Source organism: Idiomarina zobellii, from assembly GCF_900100855.1.
In the GTDB taxonomy this organism is placed as follows: Bacteria; Pseudomonadota; Gammaproteobacteria; order Enterobacterales; family Alteromonadaceae; genus Idiomarina; species Idiomarina zobellii.
Map to the genome: position 1 here is coordinate 152,364 of NZ_FNCB01000002.1, position 20,069 is coordinate 172,432.

Consider the following 20,069-nt stretch of genomic DNA (forward strand, 5'->3'; position numbering starts at 1 on the left):
CAAGAGGCAGGTTATGCGTTTATTAGCAGGTATTGCGTTATCTATTTTCAGCATGAGTCTGGCAGCACAAGACAACATTCCAAGTGTCGATGAGTTTATTGAAGAGCAGGCTCAGCAACACAATTTAGATAAAGCCCAACTAAAGCAATGGCTAACAAGCGCCAAAGTAAACGATGATGTTCTTGAAGCCATTCAGCGTCCCTGGGAAGCAAAACCCTGGTATCAGTATTACCCGATATTTTTAACCGAAAAGCGACTCAAAGCCGGTTTGAAGTTTTGGAAAAAACACGAAGCTACCCTGCAAAAAGCAGAGCAAAAGTATGGCGTTCCGGCGCAAATTATTGTCGCTATTATTGGCGTAGAAACCTTTTACGGTAACTACATGGGGAAATACTCCGTACTGGACTCTTTATATACTCTGGGTTTTCATTATCCGCCTCGGGCCAAATTCTTTCGTTCGGAGCTTGGTGAGTTTTTCCAACTGGCTTCTGAAGAAGGCTGGGACATTAACTCAGCCAAAGGTTCTTATGCCGGCGCAATGGGTTATGGTCAGTTTATTTCGTCCAGTTACCGTTATTACGCAGTTGACTTTGACGGCGACGGTGAACGCAACTTATTAACCAACCCAGTCGATGCAATAGGCAGTGTTGCAAATTACTTTGCCAAGCATAAATGGCAAGCCGGACAACCCGTTGCTCAACCGCTTAGTGATGATGGCAACTGGTCAACAGTAGCCAGTGAAGGTATGAAGCCAAACACGTCTCGCAAGGAGCTGGTTGATAAGGGGTTTGATTTACCAAATCATGAAGCAGTAAGCCCGGAAACAAACGTCCGTGTCTTTGAGTTTGAAACGGAAGAGTCTGCAGAGTATTGGCTAGGGTACGATAACTTTTATGTCATTACTCGCTATAACCATAGCCCTCTTTACGCTATGGCGGTTTACCAATTTAGTGAACAGCTTCGCAATGCGCGCCAATAAGTTACTCTTCAGCTCGTTAATAGTAATTCTGGTTGCCGGGTGTAGCTCTTCGCCTTCAGGGCGATACAGTCAGCATCACGACAGCGCCCCAACCCGGCTTCCAACACAAGCCGAGCTTCGAAATGCGGTGCCTGTACCGGAGCCGCACAGTCCTCAAGGTAATCGGGACTATGAGGTTTTTGGTAGGCAATATCAGGTTATGGATAGCGCTCAGGGGTTTGCTGAAGAAGGCTATGCCTCTTGGTATGGCAACAAGTTTCATGGTCACCTGACATCGAACGGTGAATATTACGATATGTACAGTATGACAGCTGCTCATACTCGGTTGCCTTTGCCCACTTATGTCAAAGTGACCAACTTAACCAACAACCGCAGTGTCATTGTCAGAGTCAATGACCGCGGTCCTTTCCATCCCGAACGTGTTATTGATTTATCGTTTGCGGCGGCTTATAAACTCGACATGCTGGATTCCGGCACCGCCCCTGTGCGAGTCGAAGCCATCAACCTGGAAACACCGCTCGCTAGTGCCGGTGAGCAAGCTAAAGCATCGTCCTATCACATTCAACTCGTGGCTTCCTCGGATAAACAACGCCTGTCGCAGATAAAAGACCATTTACCGACACAGTTTAAAGAAATTGCAACTACTGAACAAAATAATGGTCTATACAAATTAGTATTAGGGCCAGTGCCTGAGCATGAAAGCCATGATTTGCTCGAGCGAGTCCGAGCCAATGGCTACCCAAAGGCGTTTCGTGTAAAAGCACTGCAAAACAGTGCTGCTGCGCCTGACGGAACAGCTCAGAACTGATATAATCCAGCGCTATTTAAAACTCGTGTTTCACATTTTGTTTCACACTGACTAATAAGATAATTCCAATGAAAAAGATTTGTCGTTTTTTTGCTATCGTTGCCATTACCTTTAGTACAGCTAGCTTTGCAGCTGCCCAGTCGCTAGTGCCAAATGCACCGTCTGTTAATGCAAAAGCTTATATTTTAATTGACCACACAACGGGCAAAGTATTGGCTCAAGGCAATGCGGACGAAAGTTTGCCGCCAGCCAGCCTGACAAAAATGATGACAAGCTACATCATTGGTAAAGAAATTCTTTCGGGTCGTATTTCCCCGAATGATCAGGTCACAATTAGTGAAAATGCCTGGGCGAAGAACTTCCCAGAGTCGTCCAAAATGTTTATAGAAGTCGGTAAGCAAATTTCTGTAGAGCAGTTAAACAAAGGTATTATCATTTCCTCAGGAAACGACGCCTGTGTAGCAATGGCGGAACACATTGCAGGTAGTGAAGACGCATTTGCTGACCTTATGAATAACTACGCTCAGCAGCTTGGTATGTCGAACAGTCATTTTGCAAACAGTCATGGGTTACCAGACCCGGACCAGTATGTGTCAGCAAGAGACATGGCAACCCTGGCGAGTGCGTTAATTGAAGAAACGCCAGAAGAATACGAGTTATACGCACAGAAATCATTTACGTTTAACAATATTAAGCAATATAACCGCAACTCTTTACTTTGGGACAGAAGCTTAAACGTAGACGGCATTAAGACCGGTCATACAAATGAAGCAGGTTACAGCCTGGTCTCTTCTGCTGTCGAAGACGGAACCCGTCTTATCGCAGTTGTAATGGGAACCAATAGCGAACAAGCACGCAAAGTAGAAAGCAAAAAGCTTCTGAACTACGGCTTCCGTTACTACGAAACCGTAAAAGCGTATGAGGCCGGTGAGAGCTTTGTCGCGCATCGAATTTGGGGCGGCGACATTGATGAAGTACCGCTTGGTATTAGCGAAGATGTGGTTGTTACTTTACCGCGTGGTCAAAAAGACGAGTTAAAAGCTAACTTCGAATTGGACCAAAAGCTACAAGCACCACTAAGCAAAGGTCAGAAAGTCGGCACTGTATATTTACAGCTTAATGGCGAAGATGTTGCATCATTCCCGTTAGTTACCTTACAAGCTGTTGAGGAAGGCGGCTTTTTCAAAAAAATCATGGACTATATTAAGCAACAGTTTAGTGAAGAATAAAGGTTTACGTCATGCAAAAAACGCGCTTTGATAAACTGGTAGACTTTCCGACGCGCTTCACGTTTAAAGTGATGGGCGTCGCTACTGAGAGCTTGCCAGATCAAGTAGTAGCCGTACTCCAGGAGCATGCCCCAGGAGATTACACCCCATCTGTTAAACCGAGCAGCAAGGGGAATTATCACTCAGTTTCTGTTTCCGTCCGTGTGGAAAGTCAGGAACACATTGAAGTACTGTACCGCTCACTGTCCGATATTGATGACGTTCGCTACGTACTTTGATGTAACGACTAGCCGTTAAGCTTTACAAACGTTATAATTGCGGCATGAACGATACTCTTATTATACGTAACCTTGGCAGGCAACCATACGAACCTGTATGGCATGCTATGCAAGCGTTTACAGACAAACGTGATGAAACCACTGCCGATGAACTCTGGGTGGTTGAGCACGATCCTGTCTTTACCCAGGGGCAAGCAGGTAAGGAAGAACACCTTCTCGCCCCCGGCAATATTCCCGTTATACAAGTCGATCGTGGTGGTCAGGTGACCTACCACGGCCCGGGTCAAGTCGTTATCTACTTCCTGTTAGACATTCGCCGTTTAAAATACGGTGTTAGACAGTTAGTCAACCGCATAGAACAAACCGTTGTTGATATGCTCGCCGACTACCAGGTAGAAGCAGCCGCAAGGCGCGATGCACCTGGAGTCTATGTTAGCGGAGACAAGGTGTGCTCTTTAGGTTTACGTATTCGCAAGGGCTGCTCGTTTCACGGTCTTGCACTGAATGTTAATATGGATATGGAGCCGTTTGCGCGAATTAACCCTTGTGGTTTAACCGGCATTAAAATGGTCCAAACAAAAGACATGAATGGCCCGCAAACCTTTGATGAAGCAGCCAATGCTATCATCAATCACTTTACTGATGCGCTGTCGTACAGCAACATTCTTCAACAAACAGGACTCGCTCAAGATTATGTCAAAGCCAGTTAGAGTTGAACCTGGCGTCAAAATGCGCGACGCCGACAAAATGGCACTTATTCCCGTGCAGGTTATTCCAACCGAGCGCGATGAAATGTTGCGTAAGCCCTCATGGTTGAAAGTGAAGCTTCCCTCTTCAACCGAGCGAATTGATGAGATAAAGCAAGCCATGCGTAGCCATGGACTGCATTCTGTTTGTGAGGAAGCGTCATGTCCAAACTTACCAGAATGCTTTAATCATGGGACTGCAAGTTTCATGATTCTCGGTGATATATGTACTCGCCGCTGCCCTTTCTGTGACGTTGCTCATGGTCGTCCTTTACCTCCTGACGCGGAAGAGCCAGAGAAGCTAGGCAAAACCATTCGCGACATGAAAGTGAAATACGTAGTCATTACCTCAGTCGACCGTGATGACTTACGCGATGGCGGTGCTCAGCACTTTGCTGACTGTATTCGTGAAATTCGCCACCATTGTAATGGTGATATTCAGGTTGAAGTGTTAGTGCCTGACTTCCGTGGCCGTATGCAGGTGGCTTTGGATATTCTTAAAGAAGAAGCGCCCGATGTTTTCAACCATAACCTGGAAACCGTGCCACGCCTATACAAAGCAGCACGCCCTGGTGCCAACTATCAGTGGTCGTTGGACTTGTTGAAGAAATACAAAGAAGCACGCCCTGATATTCGAACCAAGTCTGGCTTGATGGTTGGTTTGGGTGAAACCAAAGAAGAAATACTTGAGGTTATGCGCGACTTGAGAGCGCATGATGTTGATATGCTGACTATTGGTCAGTACCTTCAGCCAAGTCGTCATCACTTGCCAGTCGCTCGCTACGTCCACCCGGATGAATTTGAAGAGCTACGAGTAGCCGGTGTAGAAATGGGCTTTTCACACATTGCAAGTGGCCCATTAGTACGTTCTTCTTATCATGCAGACTTGCAAGCTGCAGGTGAAACAGTACGTTAATCGACTAAAAACAACAGGAGTGCTTTGTGAGCTTACTTTTATGGTGTTTACTCATTGCCGGGCTGCTACCAATTCTAGCCAAAGCCCCTGTTGTTTATTTCCAAAACCGCGATAACGGTTACGATAATAAACACCCAAGAGCCCAGCAGCAGCGTCTCATTGGTCGCGGAGCACGCGCCGTTGCAGGACACTATAACGCTTATGAAGCATTCCCTTTATACGCAGTAGCGTTGCTCGCAGCAATAGCAACAAACACTGTCACTGAGCGCATTGAGTTCCTTGCCATTGCGTTTATCGTGTTACGAGTGCTCTACCACATTACTTACTTGGCGAACTATGACAAACTGCGCTCTTTGCTGTGGTTTATGGCAACATTTTGTCCAGTTATTATCTTGGCTCAATTAGCCGTTTCGCTTTGAGACTCTATTAGCTGCAGGTAAATTTCAGGCCAGTATTCGGTTGCATGCTGCTCCATAGCTGTAGTTTCCTTCACAGGCTTCCACGCCTGAAACTGCCTTTCTGCATTACAGGTATCTGCTTTAAACAACCCAATGTCATGTTGTTTTTTGTCTGAGCCTAGCACCCAGTAGTGACCATTATGCTGCGCTATATCTCGCCATGAATCCAAACTACTCTTCCATGGAAGACGCTCGTAAAGAGCCTTTATATCACTTTCATAGAGCTTATTATTACTGGCGTCGGTAACAACAATATTTAAGCTTTTATGCAGGTACAGCCCCTGACAGAAGCTCTGCGCCAAAACTTCCGACATAGGATACTCGTCTGCCAACCCTAACCAGTGAGCAACTTCATGAAGAATAACGGCTCTGGAGCTATGTTCGGTTAAAACAATTTGTCGGTCAGAAGCACTGGCAATACCCGATTCAGCGAAAATAATTTCATAGTCAGCCGATTCGGTTGCGCTACAACTCGCGCGTTCCCTTTCCCCTTGTAAAGTGCACTCGAGCTCTGAGTCGACAACCCATTGAGAACACCAATTCACATCAAAAGCACTCTCCTCCAATGCGCTCAACACTTTGAGATAGCCAGACTTTTGCGAATGATTATGACCAATAACAGCCAGAGCCGTTTTGCACTGAGGGTTATTTTCAAAGGAGTTCAATGAGTCGAATTGTTTCTCAAGCCAAGCCGTCTGCTCGTGTTGCCAACGTGCCACCCAGCGCTCTAAAGAAAAGCTTGAACTGACAAGCTGCCTTTTGGCAACTGCATCTATTGCTGAGGAGATTCCGGCATTTGCGGCCAGCGTCAGCCATTTATCGGAATTCTTTGGGAAATGCGTCATTAAGCGGTTAATTGATTTAACGCTGCCGCTATTAGCTGCTCTCTCCCACCAATAATAGGCTGACGTTTTCTGACCTTGCTGCCAGTATGAATGAGCAAGCTCAAATTGAGCATGAATATCGCCACTTTCAGCATGAAGAAAACGCTCTTGAATGCTTGTCAGGTGCTGATGACCAATGCTTCCAAATAACAGAGCAATGAAAGCAATAAGCGACTTGTTTATCATCGATTAATAAGCGACTGCCGAACTCTGTCTAGCTCTACTGACGCATAGCGGTGCTCAACAAATTCATATACGTTTGTTGAAAGAGCCAGCTTAAAGTAGTTCATGGCATCCAGCGGCTTATTGTTCAGCTGCATATACTTACCCAAGTAGAAATAAGCTTCACATAGCCGTTCCGTTAACTGTTCGTCTTCACCCAATTGCTGAGTCATGCGTTTTCTAAACTCATCCACGTCCAGATTGCCAAGAAACAGCTGTACTATCTGATACCCCCACTCCGACTTGTCCAGCTCACGAACGTTTTCACTGAGTGCTTTTTTCGCTTGTTCATTGTTGATATCAACACTGGTGAGATATAACCAAATAACTCGATAGGGATCAGACGGCTCACGCTCTAAGTGATATTCCAGGTCTTCTTTAGAAAGCTCAAAGCGCGAGTCATAATATTCCGCGATACCTCGATTCAAATACGCGTAGTTGTGCTTAGGCTCAAGCTCTATCGCTGAGTCAAAAGCTTCATAAGCGTAATCAAACTCTTGCAATTGAGTATATTGGATACCAAGAAAATTGTATGCGTCAGCAAGCCGTGGGTTGTATTCAAGGGCTCGAGTGAAATCCATTCTCGCTAATGTGCTAAGGCCTACAGCGTCATATAACGCTCCTCGGCGGTAATAAAGCTCAGCGCGTTGTTCAGTGCTTAAGTCTTCCGTGAGAATTTGGTCAAGCCGTGCAAGTTCAATTTCATAACGGAACTCTGCACGCTCAGGCTCAGCAAGCACTATTTGGCTTATTGCCGAAGGTTGTTGTCCCGTTAACGAGGCACAGCCAGACAAAAACATCGAAGCAATAGCAAAACCAAGAATGGCATGGGAACGAACCAACTGCATAATAGTACCTTTAATTTAACGATAACCTACATTACAGCACATTCAGCGCCTTTCAGGCAAAAAAAAGCCCCGCTAAAACTGCGGGGCTTTCTCGTATATCGAAGATTATTCTTCTGTTGAGTTCTCTTCAGAAGCTTTGCTTTCGTCACTTGCTGTGTCGTTAGCCTCTTCTTTTTTCTCAACCGCTTCTTTCATGCTTAGACGAACACGGCCCTGACGGTCAATTTCCAATACTTTAACCGGCACTACGTCGCCGACTTTCAAGTATTCGTTAACGTCATTTACACGCTCTTCAGCGATTTGAGAAATATGAACAAGACCATCTTTACCCGGCAGCACAGTAACAAAGGCACCGAAGTCTACGATGCGTGCTACTTTACCTTGGTAAATCTTGCCAACTTCAACATTAGCCGTCAGCTGCTTGATTTTCTCAATAGCGGCGTCGGCATCAGCCTGGTCACTAGCAGCTACTTTAATAGTGCCGTCGTCACCAATTTCGATGTTGGTATTAGTCGACTCAGTGAGTTCACGGATAACCGCACCGCCTTTACCGATGACATCTTTGATCTTGTCCTGATCAATTTTGATGGTGGTAAAGCGTGGTGCATAAGCAGATAGCTCTTGGCGGTGACCACCAATAGCCTCATCCATCACTTTCAGGATGTGTAAACGAGCTGACTTAGCCTGTGCCAGTGCACTTTCCATGATATCGCGAGTGATACCGTCGATTTTGATGTCCATTTGCAGCGCAGTAATGCCGTCGTTGTTACCCGCTACTTTAAAGTCCATATCGCCTAAGTGATCTTCGTCGCCCAGGATATCTGAAAGAACGACATGCTTGTCGCCTTCTTTTACCAGACCCATAGCGATACCCGCTACAGACGATTTAATAGGAACACCCGCATCCATAAGTGCCAATGACGAACCACAAACTGACGCCATTGAACTTGAACCATTAGATTCAGTAATTTCTGACACCACACGAATGGTGTAAGGGAATTCATCGTGGCTTGGCATAACAGCCTGAATACCACGTTTAGCTAGGCGGCCATGACCAATCTCACGACGCTTAGGTGAGCCCATCATGCCAGTTTCGCCAACACAGTATGGAGGGAAGTTGTAATGCAGCATGAAGCGGCTGGTATTTGTACCGGTAAGCTCGTCGATCATCTGAGCGTCGCGGTCTGTACCTAAAGTTGCAGTAACCAGGGCCTGAGTCTCACCACGAGTAAACAATGAAGAGCCGTGAGTGCGCGGTAACACGCCTGTCGCTGCGCTAATAGCACGAACCATGTCTGGGTCACGACCATCGATACGTTTTTCGCCCGCAATGATACGGCTACGAACAATGTCACTTTCAAGGTCATGGAAGATGTCGCCGGCTTCTTCTAAGTCAGCATTTTCATCTTCTGCAGTTAGCTTTTCAGCCATCTGCTGTTTAACTTCGTCAAGCTTGCCTTTACGTTCGGCTTTGTCAGTAATGCGGTAAGCTTCACCAATACCTTGTTCAGCCAATTCACGAACTTTCTGCTGTAAGGTTTCGTTTTTCTCAGGCGCTTTCCAGTCCCACTTTTCTTTACCCGCTTCTGCAGTAAATTCTTCAATGGCTTTGATAACGTCCTGCATGGCTTCATGGCCGTACATGACAGCGCCCAGCATTTGGTCTTCTGAAAGCAGCTCGGCTTCAGACTCAACCATTAATACTGCGTTTTCTGTACCTGCAACCACAAGATCCAGCTTAGACTGCTCTAGCTCATCCATGGTTGGGTTCAATACATATTCGTCGTTTACCACACCAACACGCGCAGCGCCGATTGGGCCTGCGAATGGTACACCTGAAATTGACAGCGCAGCTGATGCGCCTATTAGTGCAACAATATCAGGGTTAATTTGTGGGTTAACTGAAACAACCGTAGCAACCACCTGAACTTCGTTCATGAAGCCTTCAGGGAATAAAGGACGGATTGGACGGTCGATAAGACGCGATGTCAGCGTCTCGTTTTCACTTGGACGACCTTCGCGTTTGAAGAAGCCACCCGGAATTTTACCTGCTGCGTAAGTTTTTTCTTGATAGTTAACTGTCAGCGGGAAAAAGCTTTGTCCTTCACGGACGTCTTTTTTTGCAACAACAGTTACCAGAACTGTTGTGTCATCCATACTGACCAATACGGAGCCAGTGGCCTGACGTGCAATAACGCCAGTTTCTAAAGTGACTGTATGCTGACCGTACTGAAATTGTTTCGTAATTGGATTCACGTTGTCTTTCCTTTACCTAATAAATATAGAACATCCGGATTGATGTTCGTCTTCTCTCTTTATTTGTCTCGCCGCATAGTATAAGGGAATTGTGACAAAATTAAGACCCATAAGACTAAAAAGAACACAAAAAAAGGGCTGAATTTTTCAATTCAGCCCTTTCTTACAGAAATTTTTGCTTTGCTCAGCGTCTTAGCGACGGATTCCTAAACGCTCAACAACTGATAAATAACGCTTTTCGTCTTTACGCTTAAGGTAGTCAAGCAATTTACGGCGACGGCTAACCATGCGTAACAAGCCACGACGTGAGTGGTGGTCTTTTTTGTGCGATTTAAAGTGGTCTTGAAGCTCTGCCAGGTTTTTTGTCAACAATGCGATTTGTACTTCTGGAGAACCTGTGTCGTTCTCGCCTTGACCAAACTCTTTTACAATTTCAGCTTTCTGTTCAACAGTTAGTGACATAATAACTCCTAATTATGTGAAATATCCGCCCCCGATCACTAATTCAGGGGCGGGAGAAGCGCGTATTATATAGAGACAGCGCCCAAAATCAATGATTATTTCAGATCATCAAGCGAGAACTCGCAGAACTCAAGCGCTAACACGCGCTTTGGCCAAAAGCGGTTATCATCTCTTAAAGCACCGACACCAATAAATTCTTTTCCGCCGTCAATACGTTCACTCCACATACGGCATTGATCGCCAACAGCAACCTCTCGGTCTAAGCAATTATTTACCGGCTGCCCATGAAGTAAGTCTCGTGCTTCAGCGCGACTTATTTTCTGCTCTGGTAACGCATGTAGCAGACAATCAACAGAATGAAGCTGCGCGTCCAGCTCTCCGGCTTCAGCTAATTGCTCCAGCTGTTCTATAGTCAACATATTGTCCGCGTTTAAGTCCGCCACACCATTTCTATGAAGTAATGAAACATGTGCTCCGCATCCTAATGCCTGACCCAAGTCATCGATTAATGTGCGTATATAAGTGCCTTTACTGCAGCTGACCTGTAACTCCAGTACATTTCCGTTGAATTGGATAAACTCTATAGAGTGAATGTTTATCTCACGTATCTTCTGTGGCACTTCAATACCGCGACGTGCGTAGTAATAAAGGGGGCGACCTTCATGCTTCAGGGCTGAGTATATTGACGGAGTTTGTTGCTGTTTCCCGGTAAACTCAGGAAGCTTTTCACGAATGTCATCTTCAGTGATGTTCACCGCTTTTCGTTCGACTTCCTCACCTTCAGCGTCACTCGTTGTTGTACGCACACCAAGTGTCGCTTCAACCCTGTAGCTTTTATCCGCATCCAGAAGGTATTGAGAAAATTTAGTGGCTTCCCCTAAGCAGACAGGCAAAAGGCCTGTTGCTAAAGGGTCAAGAGCGCCGGTATGACCCGCTTTTTGAGCATTGTAGAGGCGTTTAACACGTTGAAGGGCATGGTTTGAACTCATGCCCTTCGGTTTATCCAGAAACACTACGCCACAGACAGGACGCCCTTTGCGGGGACGAGCTTTGCCCATTGCTTAGTCCTCTGAATCGTTCTGATTTTTATTGTCGCGTGCGCGAGCTTCCGCCACTAACTTACTCATTCGAATGCCTTCGTTTAATGAGGTGTCGTGATGGAACTTCAATTCCGGCACAATACGAGCTTTAATGCGCTTACCCAAAAGCGAGCGAATAAAACCAGCAGCCTGGTTTAAAATTTTAAGCGCTGTTTTGGTTTCTGCTTCGTCATCATTAAAAAAGGTAACGAATACTTTGGCGTACGCTAAATCTCTTGATACTTCTACATCGGAAACCGTCACCATACTAACGCGAGGATCTTTCACCTCACGCTGTATGATAAGTGCAATTTCACGTTGTAACTGATGCCGCACTCTTTCGGTGCGGCTAAAGTCTTGTGGCATACCTTTCCTTACAACTTACGTTCAATTTGAACCGTCTCGAAGACTTCGATTTGGTCGCCTTCTTTAACGTCATTGTAGTTCTTAACACCGATACCACATTCCATACCGTTACGAACTTCCTGAACGTCGTCTTTGAAGCGACGCAACGATTCAAGCTCACCTTCGTAAATAACGACGTTGTCACGCAAGACACGAATTGGTGCGGAGCGCTTCACGATACCTTCGGTAACCATACAGCCGGCGATAGCACCAAGCTTCGGCGACTTAAAGACATCACGAACTTCTGCAAGACCAATAATCTCTTGTTTGAACTCTGGTTGCAGCATACCGCTCATGGCGGCTCTAACTTCGTCGATAAGGTCATAAATGACGCTGTAATAACGAAGGTCAACATTTTCCTGCTCTACCAGTTTTCTAGCCGCGGCTTCCGCACGGACGTTAAAGCCAACAACGATAGCGTTTGAGGCACTCGCCAGAGAAATATCTGTTTCGGTGATACCACCAACACCGCTGCCGATAATATTCACTTTCACTTCATCGGTAGACAGTTTGGTCAATGCATCAGAAATTGCCTCCAGTGAACCTTGAACGTCTGACTTGAGAACAATATTCAGCTCTGAAACATCGCCTTCTTCCATGTTCGCAAACATGTTTTCCAGCTTAGCTTTTTGCTGCTTAGCCAGCTTCACTTCACGGTATTTGCCTTGGCGGTAATTCGCTACTTCGCGCGCTTTGCGTTCGTCTTTTACAACGGTTGCTTCATCACCGGCTTGAGGCACACCAGACAGCCCCAGTATTTCCACTGGAATTGACGGGCCTGCTTCTTTAATTTCCTGGCCATTTTCGTCACGCATCGCGCGAATTTTGCCGTATTCCAAGCCACAAAGAACAACGTCACCTTGCTTCAGCAAACCACGCTGTACAAGAATTGTCGCTACAGGACCACGACCTCGATCAAGACGCGATTCAACCACGATACCTGACGCCATGCCTGTTTTTTCCGCTTTAAGGTCAAGTACTTCAGACTGAAGTAAGATACCCTCCAGAAGCTCATCAATACCCAAGCCGCTGTGAGCAGATACAGGGATAAACATAGTATCGCCACCCCAATCTTCAGGGATAACGTCCAACTGTGACAACTCGTTCTTAACACGGTCTGGATCAGCTTCTTCTTTATCCATTTTGTTGATAGCAACGATAAGTGGTACACCCGCTGCTTTCGCGTGCTGTACAGCTTCTTTCGTTTGCGGCATGACACCATCATCGGCTGCGACAACGAGAATAACCACGTCAGTTGCGCCGGCACCACGTGCACGCATCGATGTAAAGGCTGCGTGCCCCGGTGTATCCAGGAAAGTCACCATGCCTTGATCAGTCTCTACATGGTAAGCACCAATATGCTGCGTAATACCACCAGCCTCACCAGACGCCACTTTCGCTTTACGAATATGGTCAAGTAAAGAGGTTTTACCGTGGTCAACGTGACCCATCACCGTAACAACCGGTGCGCGCGGTGCTTCTTCACCACCTTCGTGGCGATCAGACAGTACTTCTTCTTCGAGCGCATTGTCTTTAACCAACGCTGGTTTATGACCAAGCTCTTCAACAACCAGAGCGGCTGTATCCTGGTCCAGAATCTGGTTAATAGTGACCATTTCGCCCATTTTCATCATGGTCTTAATGAGGTCACCTGCTTTTACCGCCATACGGTTTGCAAGCTCACCTACTGTAATGGTCTCACCAATTTTTACTTCACGCTCAACAGGTTGAGCGGGTTTATTAAAGCCTTGTTGCAAAGAAGCTCCTCTACGAGCACCTTTACGACGCTTCTCGCGGCGCGGTGCATCTTCATTTTCTTCATCTTTACGACGACGTTTTTTATTACGACGGCGACTTTTGCGTTCTTCGTCGAAGTCCTGAGCGTCTTCAGCTTCCTGAGCTGTAGAAGACGTAGTAAAGTGCACATCTTCCTGCTCTTGCTGCTTACGTTTCTGCTCTTCTTCTTCCCAGCGTTTTGCGTTTTCTTCTGCTAGTTTACGAGCTTCTTCCGCTTGCGCTTCTGCTTCTTTTTCCGCTTTTTTACGGGCTTCTTCTTCCTGCTGACGTCTTAGCTTTTCAGCTTCTTCTTTCGCTTTGTCAGCAGCTTCACGCTCTTCAGGGGTCATTGCTGCACGTTTTTCAGCTTCTGCCTTCTGGCGTGCTTTTTCTTTCTCTTTACGAGCTTTTTCCTTTTCAGCCTTTTCTTTTTCAGCTTTCTCGCGTTCAGCTTTCGCCTTCGCTTCCGCTTCCTTACGCTGCTCTTCTTCGCGCTTCTGCTCTTCTTCGCGACGCTTCGCTTCTTCAGCTTCTTTCTCTTTTGCTAAGCGCTCTTGTTCTTCACGCTCGGCTTCGTCTGCTGCTGAGCGTTTAACGTAAGTGCGTTTTTTACGAACTTCAACTTGAACGGATTTCGAGTCTCGTCCGCCACCCACACTCAATGTGCTTTTCGTTTTACGTTTTAATGTCATTTTGCTGGGTTCAGAGCTGCCGCCACCGCCATGTTGACGGTTTAGGTGAGCCAGCAACTTCTGCTTTTCTTCTTCATTAACTGAGTCGCCAGCTTTCTTGTTCATGCCCGCTTCAGCGAACTGCTGAACCAGACGATCAACTGTTGTACCGACATCTTTGGCCAGCTTTTCGAGCGTTACTTCTTCCATAGTCTGTTGTACCTCCGCTGATCGTTTTACTGTTCTTCGCTGAACCAGCAAATATTGCGGGCTTTCATAATTAAATCGCCAGCCTGCTGTTCATCAAGTTCTTCAATATCGGCTAAGTCATCAATACCCTGCTCTGCTAACTCTTCCAGAGTGGTTACGCCTTTGCTCGCCAATACATAGGCAAGGTGACGATCCATTCCTTCTAAGTTTAACAAGGTTTCATCAGGCTCCGCCGACTCTAAAGACTCTTCATTAGCCAATGCTTTCGTTGTTAAGTATGCGCGAGCACGGCCGCGAAGCTCTTCAACAATATCTTCATCCATGCCTTCTATTTCAAGGAATTCTGCAACCGGCACGTAAGCAACTTCTTCTAATGATGAAAAGCCTTCTTCAACCAGTACTGTTGCGAAATCTTCATCGATATCAAGGCTTGAGATAAACAAGTTTAACAAGCGTTGTGTTTCCGCTTCGTTTTTCTCAGTAAACTCTTCTTCTGTCATTACGTTCAGTGTCCAGCCAGTAAGTTGACTCGCCAAACGAACGTTTTGACCGCCTTTACCGATAGCTTGTGCCAGATTGTCATCTGCCACAGCGATATCCATAGTGTGAGCATCTTCATCAACAACAATAGAGGCAACTTCTGCCGGCGCCATTGCGTTGATAACAAACTGTGCAGGGTTGTCGTCCCAAAGAACGATATCAACTCGTTCGCCACCAAGCTCACCTGATACGGCTTGAACGCGCGCTCCTCGCATGCCGACACAAGCCCCGACAGGGTCTATACGCTTATCATTACTTTTAACAGCTATTTTAGCACGTGAACCCGGGTCGCGTGCAGCGCCACGAAGCTCTATCATTTCTTCGCCAATTTCAGGCACTTCAATACGGAACAACTCAAGCAAGAACTCAGGGTGTGTTCTGCTAACAAAGAGTTGAGCGCCACGAGCTTCAGGCTTCACGTCATAAAGCAAACCACGAATACGGTCGCCAGGACGAACTGACTCGCGTGGCAGCATTTCATCACGATAAATAATTGCTTCTGCGTTGTTACCCAAATCCAGAATGACATGCTCACGGTTAGCACGCTTTACGATACCGCTCACCATTTCACCCACCTGGTCACGGTATTCGTCAACAACTTGAGCTCGTTCTGCTTCACGAACCTTTTGTACAATAACTTGTTTCGCCGTTTGCGTCGTTATACGGTCAAACTGAATTGAATCAATTTGCTCTTCAACGTAATCGCCTAATTGCAACGACGGGTCTTCATATTGCGCTGCTGACAAGCTAATTTCACGGTACGGATGCTCCAAACCTTCGTCGGTATCGTCAACCACTAACCAGCGACGGTAAGTATCAAATTCGCCTGTCTGACGATCGATATCGATGCGAACGTCAATATCACCTTCGTACTTCTTTTTAGTCGCATGCGCCAGAGCTGACTCTAACGCTTCAAAAATCTTTTCTCTTGGTACGGCTTTTTCATTTGAAACCGCTTCTGCGACTAACAGTATTTCTTTACTCATGAGTGCTGCCTCGCCAACGCAATCTAATCAAATCTTGGAACCAGATGAATGCTTTTAATATCGCGCATTTTCACCTGAAGCGTATCGTCATCGACAGTTAAAGTCAGTGTGTCGTCTTCAACTGCTTCCAATAATGCCTGAAATTTTCTTTTGTTTTTCTGGGCTGCAACTAGGTTCACAGCGACAGTTTCATTGATATAAGGCACCATTTGCTCGGTATTAAAAAACGGTCTTTCCATGCCCGGGGAAGAAACTTCCAGGTTATATTCAGCGTTTATCGGGTCTTCGACATCTAATAACGAACTGACCTGATAGCTCACATCTGCACAGTCATCCACACTGATACCTTCAGGGTGATCAATGTAGACGCGCAACGTTGAAAATTTACCCGCTCGAACAAACTCAACACCCCATAGCTCATACTCCAGAGCCTCTACTGCGGGTCGAATAATGTCCGTCAACCGTTCTTGCAAATTTGCCAATTACTGCCTCCTAAAAACAAAAAAAGGGCGCAAGCGCCCAGTGTTCTGGCTATCTTAAGATAGCTAAGGTCACATAGCAAAAAGCCCCGAGCTGCTGCGGGGCTTTTTAAACACTGGACCCTTTGTCAGTTATTCAACGAAGCCTATTACTATGTCCTGCTTCATTGAATTTGGTTGCGGGGGCAGGATTTGAACCTACGACCTTCGGGTTATGAGCCCGACGAGCTACCAGACTGCTCCACCCCGCGTCCGAAACTTGTTGCACATTATACGTTTTTTTCTTTTATTTTCAAGCTCTGAAGCAACAATCAGAGAGAAATTAATTGGTGCAGAAGGCGGGACTTGAACCCGCACGCCCGTAAGAGCACTACCCCCTCAAGGTAGCGTGTCTACCAATTCCACCACTTCTGCAAATTCTTTAGTTAACAGGCGGTACGTCTGAAGATTCGTCTTCTTTACTTTCCGCTGGCGGTAACTGTTCTTCTTGTTCTGGAACGGCTAAGTCAGAAAAATCATCCGTTGCTTCACCCGTTGAAGTCGACAAGTTACCTAAAGCCAAGCTCAAAACAAAGAACACAACTGCCAAAACAGCAGTGGTTCTGCTCAAAAAGTTACCTGAGCCTGACGAACCAAATACCGTGTTTGATGCACCCGCACCAAACGATGCGCCCATGTCTGCGCCTTTACCTTGTTGAATCATGATAGATCCAACCAGGATAATGGCGACGACCAAAAATGCGATCATTAAAAATTCATACATAATTAAATTACCCTTGTGCTGCCTGGCAGATGCTTAGGAAGTCGTCAGTTTTTAAACTTGCACCACCTATCAGGCCACCATCAATGTCTTTTTGTGAAAACAGTTCTTTTGCGTTACCTGGCTTAACTGAACCGCCATATAACAATGGCAATTTATTGCCAATTTCACCGAACAGCTCGACAACCAGTGCCCTTAATTTTTCATGCACTTCCTGAGCCTGTTCCGGTGTTGCTGTTTCACCTGTTCCTATTGCCCAAACAGGTTCATAAGCAACGATAATCTTTCCTGTACTTTCAGGTGCGATACCCTGCAATGCGTTTTTCACTTGCTGCGATACCACATCCCAGGTTTCGCCAGCGTCTCTTTGTGATTTGTTTTCACCAACACAAAGAACCGCTTTTAAATTTGCGCTCAATGTCGCTTTTACTTTCTGGTTAATTTGCTCATCGCTCTCAGCAAACAACTGACGTCGTTCTGAGTGACCAACTAACACATAGCTAACGCCTGCTTCTTTCAACTGAGACGTTGATACTTCTCCAGTGTAAGCGCCGCTTTCATGCTCTGATACAGTTTGCGCACCGACAGCAATATCGTCGTAATAACATTCACGCGTTAAGTCAGAGATGAGAGTAAAAGGAGGACAAACGACAACATTAACAGCCTGAAACTGCTCATGGTTATCTCTTAAAGACGTTACCATTTCTTTGGCTAACGCTTTATTTCCGTTCATTTTCCAGTTTGCAATCACTAATGATGCATTTGGCATAATTTGTCCTCTACTTCAGAGCGCGGGAATAGTAGCGAAACCCGCTCAAAGATACAAGCAACATTTTCAGCAAAGCCGCTAAGTGTTTAATTTGTAGCCGCTTCAACTTCGTTGGCGATTTGTTGAGCATAAGCCCGCACATTCCCCTCATCCTCACCTTCTACCATGACTCGGATAAGCGGTTCAGTACCTGACTTACGCAACAGCACTCGGCCTTTATCACCGAGAGCCGACTCAACTTCTTTAACGACACTTTTCACTGCCGACGACTCAAGTGGCTGTTGACCCTTCTCAAAACGAACATTGACCAGTACCTGAGGCATTTTCTTAAAGTCGCAACTAAGCTGCTCTAATGACTTTCCTTCCTGATACATAGCCGCTAACACTTGCAGACCAGCGATAATACCGTCGCCTGTTGTGTGGTGTTGACGGTTGATCAAATGCCCAGAGTTCTCACCGCCTAAATACCAGTCACGCTTAACGAGTTCTTCAATAACGTAACGGTCGCCCACTTTTGCTCTCACAAAAGGTATATTGCGCTTGTTCAGTTCGCGTTCAAGAGCGAAATTAGTCATTAAGGTGCCGACAATACCACCTTGCAGTTGCCCTTGCTGCTGCGCTGTCACTGCTAACATGTAAAGAATTTCATCACCGTCAATCGCACGGCCATTTTCGGTGACCATCATAATGCGATCGCCATCACCGTCTAAAGCAATGCCTAAGTCGGCTTTCTCTTTAATCACCGCTTTTTGCAGCGAATCGAGGTGTGTCGCACCACACTCATGATTAATATTTAAACCGTTCGGGTCTGTACCAATTTCAGTCACTTTTGCGCCTAACTCCCGAAATACATTAGGGGCAATGTGATAGGTTGCGCCGTTGGCACAGTCAACAACAATATGCAGACCTTCGAGGGTCATCTCATTAGGGAACACGCTTTTACAAAACTCAATGTAACGACCTGCTGCATCATTAATTCTACGAGCACGACCAAGCTCTTCCGAAATAACACAGTCCATCGGCTCATCAATAAGACGTTCTATTTCAAGCTCAGTAGCATCAGGCAGTTTGTGACCATTGTCGGCAAAGAACTTGATACCGTTGTCATAATAAGGGTTATGTGAAGCACTAATCACAATACCTGCAGCAGCTCGGAACGTTCTTGTTAAATAAGCAATTCCGGGGGTTGGCATAGGCCCTAAAAAATCAACGCCAACACCTGCAGCAGCCAAGCCCGCTTCAAGCGCTGATTCCAGCATATAGCCTGACACGCGAGTATCTTTACCTACCAATACCCGACTTGCGCCTTTCGCGGCTAAGGCTCGACCAGCGGCCCAGCCCAGCTTCACGGCAAAATCAGGGGTTATGGGGTAGTCTCCAACTCTGCCACGGACACCGTCAGTGCCGAAATACTTACGCTCGCTCAAATGTGCTCTCCTTCTAATGTTGCCGCGACGACTTTCATCGCATCAACCGTTTCCTTTACATCGTGAACGCGAATTATACGTGCTCCTTTCATTGCTGCAATGGTTGCACCGGCTAAACTTCCGGCTAATCGTTCACTTACGTCTCGTCCAGTCACATGACCAATCATACTTTTCCGTGACAAACCGATGAGCAATGGCAGCTGCAACTCATGAAATGCCTGCAGTCGTTGTAATAGTTGATAATTGTGCCGAGGTGTTTTGCCAAAACCAAAGCCAGGGTCGAGCCAAATCTTATCACGCGCTATGCCTGCATCCGTACAAACATCGATTCTCTCTTGAAAAAAGCGTTTAACGTCGCAGACAATATCGTCATAGTGTGGATGCTCTTGCATAGTACGAGGCTGTCCCTGCATATGCATAAGGCAAACTTCAACGCCAGCCTTAGCAGCGGCCTCAACAGCGCCCTCCTCTCTCAGTGCATTCACATCGTTAATTAAACTAGCGCCGGCATTGACACTTTCAGTCATGACTTTCGCTTTCGTCGTGTCAATGGAAACCGGTATGTCAAAACGTTGCTTTATTGCTTCTATAACGGGGATAACTCGATCGAGCTCCTCAGCTTCACTGACTGCGTCCGAACCCGGCCGGGTCGACTCTCCGCCAATATCCAAAATATCAGCACCATGCTCTATTAACTGACTGGCTCTAATTATCGCTTCGTCTAGCTGGTTATAACGACCACCATCAGAAAATGAATCAGGTGTTACATTAAGAATACCCATCACTTGCAGAGGTTTCGGATTCTTAGGCATAGCAGCTCCCAATTTGCTTCCCCATTACTAAAAAGCCACCTTGCGGTGGCTTTTTAAAGCTTAGCTGTT

20 protein-coding genes and 2 tRNA genes are annotated in these 20,069 nt (G+C 46.2%); 7 read left to right on the forward strand and 15 right to left on the reverse strand.

The window, feature by feature from the left end:
- Positions 1 to 13: 13 nt before the first annotated feature.
- From mltB to BLT32_RS02915, 7 genes are all read left to right on the forward strand, one after another.
- Entirely contained in the window at positions 14 to 979 is a 966-nt protein-coding gene (gene mltB, locus BLT32_RS02885) for a lytic murein transglycosylase B (protein WP_053952800.1), read from the forward strand.
- Positions 966 to 1,787, forward strand: a complete 822-nt coding sequence (locus BLT32_RS02890) for a septal ring lytic transglycosylase RlpA family protein (protein WP_053952801.1) — start codon at positions 966 to 968, stop codon at positions 1,785 to 1,787. The genes mltB and BLT32_RS02890 overlap by 14 nt, the downstream gene beginning before the upstream one ends.
- A 68-nt stretch (positions 1,788 to 1,855) precedes the next feature.
- Positions 1,856 to 3,016, forward strand: coding sequence for a D-alanyl-D-alanine carboxypeptidase family protein (locus BLT32_RS02895; RefSeq protein WP_053952802.1), 1,161 nt, complete (start codon positions 1,856 to 1,858; stop codon positions 3,014 to 3,016).
- Positions 3,017 to 3,027: 11 nt separating this feature from the next.
- Positions 3,028 to 3,294 carry a DUF493 family protein YbeD gene (ybeD, locus tag BLT32_RS02900; RefSeq protein WP_053952803.1) on the forward strand — a complete coding sequence of 89 codons (267 nt, stop codon included), beginning with the start codon at positions 3,028 to 3,030 and terminating at the stop codon, positions 3,292 to 3,294.
- 44 nt (positions 3,295 to 3,338) lie between these two features.
- Positions 3,339 to 4,004: a lipoyl(octanoyl) transferase LipB gene (gene lipB / locus BLT32_RS02905; RefSeq protein ID WP_053952804.1), complete on the forward strand. Its 666-nt coding sequence runs from the start codon at positions 3,339 to 3,341 to the stop codon at positions 4,002 to 4,004.
- Entirely contained in the window at positions 3,988 to 4,956 is a 969-nt protein-coding gene (lipA, locus tag BLT32_RS02910; protein ID WP_053952805.1) for a lipoyl synthase, read from the forward strand. Before lipB ends, lipA begins: the two co-directional genes overlap by 17 nt.
- 26 nt (positions 4,957 to 4,982) lie before the next feature.
- Positions 4,983 to 5,375, forward strand: coding sequence for an MAPEG family protein (locus tag BLT32_RS02915; protein WP_053952806.1), 393 nt, complete (start codon positions 4,983 to 4,985; stop codon positions 5,373 to 5,375).
- On the opposite strand, the gene BLT32_RS02920 is transcribed toward BLT32_RS02915, so the two are convergent.
- The 15 genes from BLT32_RS02920 to folP all read right to left on the reverse strand — a co-directional run bounded on the left by BLT32_RS02920 (position 5,354) and on the right by folP (position 20,000).
- A complete protein-coding gene (locus tag BLT32_RS02920; RefSeq protein ID WP_053952807.1) occupies positions 5,354 to 6,484 on the reverse strand; it encodes an SEL1-like repeat protein in 1,131 nt (376 codons plus the stop codon). The genes BLT32_RS02915 and BLT32_RS02920 overlap by 22 nt on opposite strands.
- A complete protein-coding gene (nlpI, locus tag BLT32_RS02925) occupies positions 6,481 to 7,368 on the reverse strand; it encodes a lipoprotein NlpI (protein WP_053952808.1) in 888 nt (295 codons plus the stop codon). Before nlpI ends, BLT32_RS02920 begins: the two co-directional genes overlap by 4 nt.
- A 105-nt stretch (positions 7,369 to 7,473) precedes the next feature.
- Positions 7,474 to 9,624: a polyribonucleotide nucleotidyltransferase gene (gene pnp / locus BLT32_RS02930; protein WP_053952809.1), complete on the reverse strand. Its 2,151-nt coding sequence runs from the start codon at positions 9,622 to 9,624 to the stop codon at positions 7,474 to 7,476.
- 192 nt (positions 9,625 to 9,816) lie between these two features.
- Positions 9,817 to 10,086 carry a 30S ribosomal protein S15 gene (gene rpsO / locus BLT32_RS02935; protein WP_053952810.1) on the reverse strand — a complete coding sequence of 90 codons (270 nt, stop codon included), beginning with the start codon at positions 10,084 to 10,086 and terminating at the stop codon, positions 9,817 to 9,819.
- Positions 10,087 to 10,181: 95 nt separating this feature from the next.
- A complete protein-coding gene (gene truB / locus BLT32_RS02940; RefSeq protein ID WP_053952811.1) occupies positions 10,182 to 11,144 on the reverse strand; it encodes a tRNA pseudouridine(55) synthase TruB in 963 nt (320 codons plus the stop codon).
- Positions 11,145 to 11,147: 3 nt separating this feature from the next.
- A complete protein-coding gene (rbfA, locus tag BLT32_RS02945) occupies positions 11,148 to 11,531 on the reverse strand; it encodes a 30S ribosome-binding factor RbfA (protein WP_053952812.1) in 384 nt (127 codons plus the stop codon).
- 8 nt (positions 11,532 to 11,539) lie between these two features.
- Entirely contained in the window at positions 11,540 to 14,227 is a 2,688-nt protein-coding gene (infB, locus tag BLT32_RS02950; RefSeq protein WP_053952813.1) for a translation initiation factor IF-2, read from the reverse strand.
- Between the two features lie 26 nt (positions 14,228 to 14,253).
- Positions 14,254 to 15,753, reverse strand: coding sequence for a transcription termination factor NusA (gene nusA, locus BLT32_RS02955; RefSeq protein ID WP_053952814.1), 1,500 nt, complete (start codon positions 15,751 to 15,753; stop codon positions 14,254 to 14,256).
- A gap of 23 nt (positions 15,754 to 15,776) precedes the next feature.
- A complete protein-coding gene (gene rimP, locus BLT32_RS02960) occupies positions 15,777 to 16,235 on the reverse strand; it encodes a ribosome maturation factor RimP (RefSeq protein ID WP_053952815.1) in 459 nt (152 codons plus the stop codon).
- A gap of 171 nt (positions 16,236 to 16,406) precedes the next feature.
- Positions 16,407 to 16,483 (reverse strand) — tRNA-Met (locus BLT32_RS02965).
- 76 nt (positions 16,484 to 16,559) lie between these two features.
- Positions 16,560 to 16,646: transfer RNA gene (locus tag BLT32_RS02970), tRNA-Leu, on the reverse strand.
- 7 nt (positions 16,647 to 16,653) lie between these two features.
- Entirely contained in the window at positions 16,654 to 16,995 is a 342-nt protein-coding gene (gene secG, locus BLT32_RS02975) for a preprotein translocase subunit SecG (RefSeq protein ID WP_053952816.1), read from the reverse strand.
- 7 nt (positions 16,996 to 17,002) lie between these two features.
- Entirely contained in the window at positions 17,003 to 17,761 is a 759-nt protein-coding gene (tpiA, locus tag BLT32_RS02980) for a triose-phosphate isomerase (protein WP_053952817.1), read from the reverse strand.
- An 86-nt stretch (positions 17,762 to 17,847) separates the two neighbouring features.
- Positions 17,848 to 19,188 (reverse strand): phosphoglucosamine mutase, encoded by a 1,341-nt coding sequence (gene glmM / locus BLT32_RS02985; RefSeq protein WP_053952818.1) that lies wholly within the window; start codon positions 19,186 to 19,188, stop codon positions 17,848 to 17,850.
- Entirely contained in the window at positions 19,185 to 20,000 is an 816-nt protein-coding gene (folP, locus tag BLT32_RS02990) for a dihydropteroate synthase (protein ID WP_053952819.1), read from the reverse strand. Before folP ends, glmM begins: the two co-directional genes overlap by 4 nt.
- Positions 20,001 to 20,069 lie beyond the last annotated feature (69 nt).